At 32.1% G+C, this 5,196-nt stretch carries 3 protein-coding genes; 2 read left to right on the forward strand and 1 reads right to left on the reverse strand.

Going from position 1 to position 5,196, the window contains the following annotated elements; all coding sequences use genetic code 11:
* The first annotated feature begins 350 nt into the window (after positions 1 to 350).
* Positions 351 to 1,130 (forward strand): L,D-transpeptidase family protein, encoded by a 780-nt coding sequence (locus BR82_RS16065; RefSeq protein WP_051592853.1) that lies wholly within the window; start codon positions 351 to 353, stop codon positions 1,128 to 1,130.
* Between the two features lie 233 nt (positions 1,131 to 1,363).
* Here the strand turns inward: BR82_RS16065 and BR82_RS0114220 are convergent, their stop codons facing one another.
* On the reverse strand, positions 1,364 to 1,840 hold the full coding sequence (locus BR82_RS0114220; RefSeq protein ID WP_027090708.1) for a phosphatase PAP2 family protein: 477 nt from the start codon (positions 1,838 to 1,840) through the stop codon (positions 1,364 to 1,366).
* A 171-nt stretch (positions 1,841 to 2,011) separates the two neighbouring features.
* Here BR82_RS0114220 and BR82_RS16485 point away from each other — a divergent pair, with 171 nt between their 5' ends.
* Positions 2,012 to 5,188 (forward strand): Ig-like domain-containing protein, encoded by a 3,177-nt coding sequence (locus BR82_RS16485; protein ID WP_051592854.1) that lies wholly within the window; start codon positions 2,012 to 2,014, stop codon positions 5,186 to 5,188.
* Positions 5,189 to 5,196 lie beyond the last annotated feature (8 nt).

Consider the following 5,196-nt stretch of genomic DNA (forward strand, 5'->3'; position numbering starts at 1 on the left):
TTCCTGAACACGAAAAATATTCAAAGGAATTTGATACTATTCCAAAGGAAAAGAAACCAAAGAAAAAATATATTCCTCCTCTTGATCATCCTTGGAGAAATGATGATTTTCTTGGGTTCCTTGCAAAACAGAAGCATCGTGAAAACGGTGCTAATGTTTAACTTTTTTTAAGACATTTTCAATTTTGCTTGACAAAAAAACAGTAAAAAATTCACAGGGTCTTTTTGCCCAAAAAAACAGAAAAAAATATAGCAGTCATAAACACTTAAGATATTTATCATTAAAACTGCTTAAATTAAAAAATTTACTCGTCGTTGCTGGAAGCAATCCAGATAAGATTGACCGGAGACATGGAAAAGTATTATGATATTTATTATCGAGCACATGTACAGGACTATGGCTGGTTAGGCTGGGCTAAAAATGGCGAATCTGCAGGTACTGAAGGATATAATTACCGTTTAGAAGCAGTTGAAATAAAATTAATAGAGAAGGGTGAAGAAGTTCCTGACACTACTAAAGAAAGCTTTTATAAATATAATTCGTGGGTTGCAAATTTAAAGGCATCTCAAACTAGTTCACAATTAATAATTGTATCTGTATTTAATGGCAGCTATGCGATAGTTTCAATGCATAGTAAAGATGTGGATGGATATTGGAAGGATGATTATTCAGTACTTGGTCGTGTAGGAAAAAATGGTATTAACAAATTAGTGGAAGGTGATGGGAAAACTCCTACAGGAATTTTTTCTCTTCATACGCCATTTGGAATAAAAAGGGATCCTGGATGTCCACTAGGTTATATACAAGTGAACAATAATCATTATTGGGGTGGTGGTGATCCTGAATATTACAATAAATTGGTAGATGCTTCTACTATTATTAACTATAATCCTGCAGGGTCTGAACATATTATTGATTATGGTAATGTTTATAATTATTGTCTTGCAGTTGGTTATAATATGGAACAGATTGTCGGAAAGGGATCAGCAATATTTTTGCATTGTAGTGGAAAAGGTGCTACAGGAGGATGTATATCGATTCCTGAAGATAAAATGATTTATACTTTAAGAAATTTGAGACAAGATACTAAAATTATTATTGATTATGATTTTAATATAAGTAAATATTAAAAAAATAAAAAGATGATTTAATTCTATTTAAATAGTTTTAATCATCTTTTTTATTGGTGATTATTTTGAGGTGTTTTATGTTTTTCACTTAATATTTGGTTTTGTAAACGATAACGGATGGATTCCATTTAATTTGTTGAAAGACATTGTCTTTTTTGTTGTTTAAGACTACAAATGATTGTTTTTAGTAATGTAATTAAAAGTAAAAAAGTTTTTATTTATTGCAAACTATTCTAAATCAAATTTACAGCTACTGCAATAATAATGCTTGCAGCAATATCACTAATATAATGAACTCCAGAAAGAAGTCTTGCAATAGTAATAGCGATTGATAAAGCTGATAATAACAATCCCATATTTGGTCCATATCTTAGTACCGCTAAAGCAATTGATACAGAAGCAGCAACATGAATACTAGGAAAAGAATGTCCAGTTTTTCTACTGCCGTCAATTGGTTTGAAATCGTATTTTTCAGTAGGTCTTTTACGATCAATAATAATTCTAAGAATTAATGTAATACAAACAACACATATTGGCTCAGCAGCTAAGATCAGTAAATTATTGGGACGATTTAGATACATTTTAAGTAAAAATAATAAGTAAAAAATGACCATTATATATGGACAAAATCTTGATGCAAAGTGAATACATGATTTTATAAATGAATGTTGCCACATAAATTTGTTTATACCGGTATAAAAATTTTTCATAATTTATTTACCTCCAATGAAGATATATATCTATTATACTCTATTTGTTAATTTAAACAATTATGGAATTAAATATTAATTGAAAAATAATAATATCATTAATGGTTTTAAAGATAAAATTATGATATCATTTAAGAATAAGATAATTATAAAAAGAGGAGGAGAAATTGAATGTATCGAAAATTAAATTTAGGAATAATATTACTAATAATTAATTTTTTAATAATGGGAAATTTAGCATTAATGCCAGTTAATGCTAAAGATGAAGAATTAGATACTTCTTTATTAGAAAAACATGAAGGAGGATTAGTTGACTATACTGAAATGTATGGTTTAGAAAAAGATGAGCAAGATTCAATTGCATATAATAGTAATTTGAAATCTAGTGCTACTCAAGAAAATAATTATATTGCTATATTAGTAGAATTTCCAGATATGACAAGTACAGATTTGGACGATACTTCAACTTTAAATAAAGCAAATGCATTGATGAATACAGGTAACGCAAGTATGCAAATTCCAATTGGGCAGGTACCAGTAACTTCAATGAAAGAATATGTTGAAAAATACACATATAATAAAATGACTACAACAACTCATTTTTTTCCTCAAAATACTAATGGAAAAGTAGTGTCTGTAATGCTTTCAAAAAAAAGAAGTTATTATATGAAAAAGAGTACTAGTAATCCTAATGGGTATACAGCTAGTCAGGCAGCTCAAAGGGAGAGAGAGTTAGTAAATGAGATTCTTACTAAATCAAAAGAAAGCATAGAAAGGGTACTTTCGGCAAGTGATATTGATAAAAATAATGATGGCTGTGTTGATGCAATTTCATTTTTCTTAGAAGGAAATAAGGTAACTGAAGATAAAGTAGAGTGGTCAGATTTATTATGGTCACATAAAATTAGTGGAATGAACCTTAGTGTTAAATTACATAATAAAACGATCGATACATATAATTTAATTAATACATATGATAGTAATTCTGAATGTGGTGTCTTCTCACTAAATCAAGGAACTTATGGTACCATTATTCATGAATATATGCATATTTTAGGTTTGCCTGATTTATATCGTTATAACGATGATGGAGTTCCAGTAGGTTTTTATGATCTTATGGCCACTACAACAAGTTATAGTCCACAAGGAATATTAGCATACATGACAAGTGAGTATAATAATTTAGGATGGAACAATGAATTACAAACGATAACTAATTCTACTACAGTTACTTTAAATCGGCCACAATATACGAATCCGAGTGAAAAAAGAGCTGTTAAAGTATATTCTCCTTATAATGATAAAGAATTTTTTGTTATAGAATATTACGAAAAACAAAATAATGTTTACCCAGAGGTGACAACTAATAGTGATGGTTTAGTTGTATACCGTATAAATACTGGAGTAAATGAAGCAGATGGAAATGTTTCAGGAACAAGTACGGGGCTAAAAGACTATTTATATGTTTTTAGACCTGGAGAAACAGGATTGGGTAAAGGTAGCGGTGATTTAAATAATGCAGTACTAACAAAAAATAGTCGCAATACATTTGGAAAAGCTATTGGTACAACTAGCAGCTGGGATAATAATACATTGTTTTATAGCGACGGAAGTAATAGTGGAATTGTGATCAATGTTACTGGAAGTAGCAGTAATAGTATTACGTTTAATGTTACTGTTCCTGTTTCAATAACCGGAGTTACATTAAATAAGACATCACTAACATTAACTCCAAATCAAACAGAAACATTGCAGGCAACAATTTCGCCATCAAATACAACAGAAAGCAAAATACTAACGTGGACAACAAGTAATAGTAGTGTGGCAACAGTAAGCAGTACCGGAAAAATCACAGCTAAAAGTGCTGGAACAGCAACGATTACTGTAAGAACAAGTAACGGAAAAACGGCAAGCTGTAGAGTAACAGTTTCTAATAACATTCCAATAACTAGTGTATCTTTGAATAAAACATCAGTAACGTTAGCCCCAAATCAAACAGAGACATTGCAGGCAACGATCTTGCCATCAAATACAACAGCAAGTAAAACACTAACGTGGACAACAAGTGACAGTAGTGTGGTAACAGTAAGCAGTACTGGAAAGATCACAGCTAAAAGTGCTGGAACAGCAACGATTACTGTTAAAACAAGTAACGGAAAAACAGCAAGCTGTAGAGTAACAGTTTCTAATAATATTCCAATAACTAGTGTATCTTTAAATAAAACATCAGTGACGTTGATTCCAAATCAAACAGAAACATTACAGGCAACGATCTTACCATCAAATACAACAGCAAGTAAAACACTAACATGGACAACAAGTAACAGCAGTGTGGCAACAGTAAGCAGTACTGGAAAGATTACAGCTAAAAGTGCAGGAACAGCAACGATTACTGTAAAAACAAGTAATGGAAAAACAGCAAGCTGTAGAGTAACGGTTTCTAAGCCATCAGTCACATATCAAACTCATATTGAAGATATCGGCTGGCAGGACTGGCAAAGTGATGGTGTTACTTCGGGAACAGAAGGACAATCAAAAAGATTAGAAGCAATTAGAATAAATATTACTAATAATATTGATGGTATTAGATATCGCACTCATATTCAAGATATTGGCTGGCAGGATTGGCAAAGTAATGGTACATTATCAGGAACAAGTGGACAATCAAAGAGATTGGAAGCAATCCAGATAAGATTGACCGGAGACATGGAAAAGTATTATGATATCTATTATCGAGTACATGCCCAGGAATTTGGCTGGTTGGATTGGGCCAAGAATGGAGAGTCAGCAGCAGGAACAGCAGGATATAGTTACCGCTTAGAAGCGATAGAAATAAAACTGGTAGAAAAAGATGGAAAAGCACCAGGAGAAACAAGGCAACCATTTGTACAGCACTATGTAAGTTATAGTACACATGTACAAGATATCGGTTGGCAGGAAGCAAAATATGATGGAGAAATATCAGGAACAAGCGGTCAATCAAAGAGACTCGAAGGAATAACAATAGCGTTAGAAAACCCAAATTATCCAGGATCGATACAATATCGAAGCCATGTACAAGATATTGGCTGGCAGGGCTGGCAAAGCAATGGAACGATATCAGGAACAAGTGGACAATCAAAGAGATTGGAAGCAGTCCAGATAAGATTGACTGGAGAAATGGCCAATAAATATGATATTTATTATCGAGTACATGTACAGGATTATGACTGGCTAGGCTGGGCCAAGAATGGAGAATCAGCAGGAACAGAAGGTCTATCAAAGAGATTAGAAGCGATTCAAATTGTATTGGTGGAAAAAGGTGGTCAAGCACCAGGAAGTACAGAAAAAAGTTTTATAATAAAATAAAAGCAGAT

The organism is Thomasclavelia saccharogumia DSM 17460, assembly GCF_000686665.1.
Lineage (GTDB): Bacteria > Bacillota_I > Bacilli_A > Erysipelotrichales > Coprobacillaceae > Thomasclavelia > Thomasclavelia saccharogumia.

What these genes read in the sequence shown, in the direction of transcription:
- BR82_RS16065 (WP_051592853.1), top strand. Translation starts at nt 351, where the DNA reads ATGGAAAAGTATTATGATATTTATTATCGAGCACATGTACAGGACTAT.
- BR82_RS0114220 (WP_027090708.1), bottom strand. Translation starts at nt 1,840, where the DNA reads ATGAAAAATTTTTATACCGGTATAAACAAATTTATGTGGCAACATTCA.
- BR82_RS16485 (WP_051592854.1), top strand. Translation starts at nt 2,012, where the DNA reads ATGTATCGAAAATTAAATTTAGGAATAATATTACTAATAATTAATTTT.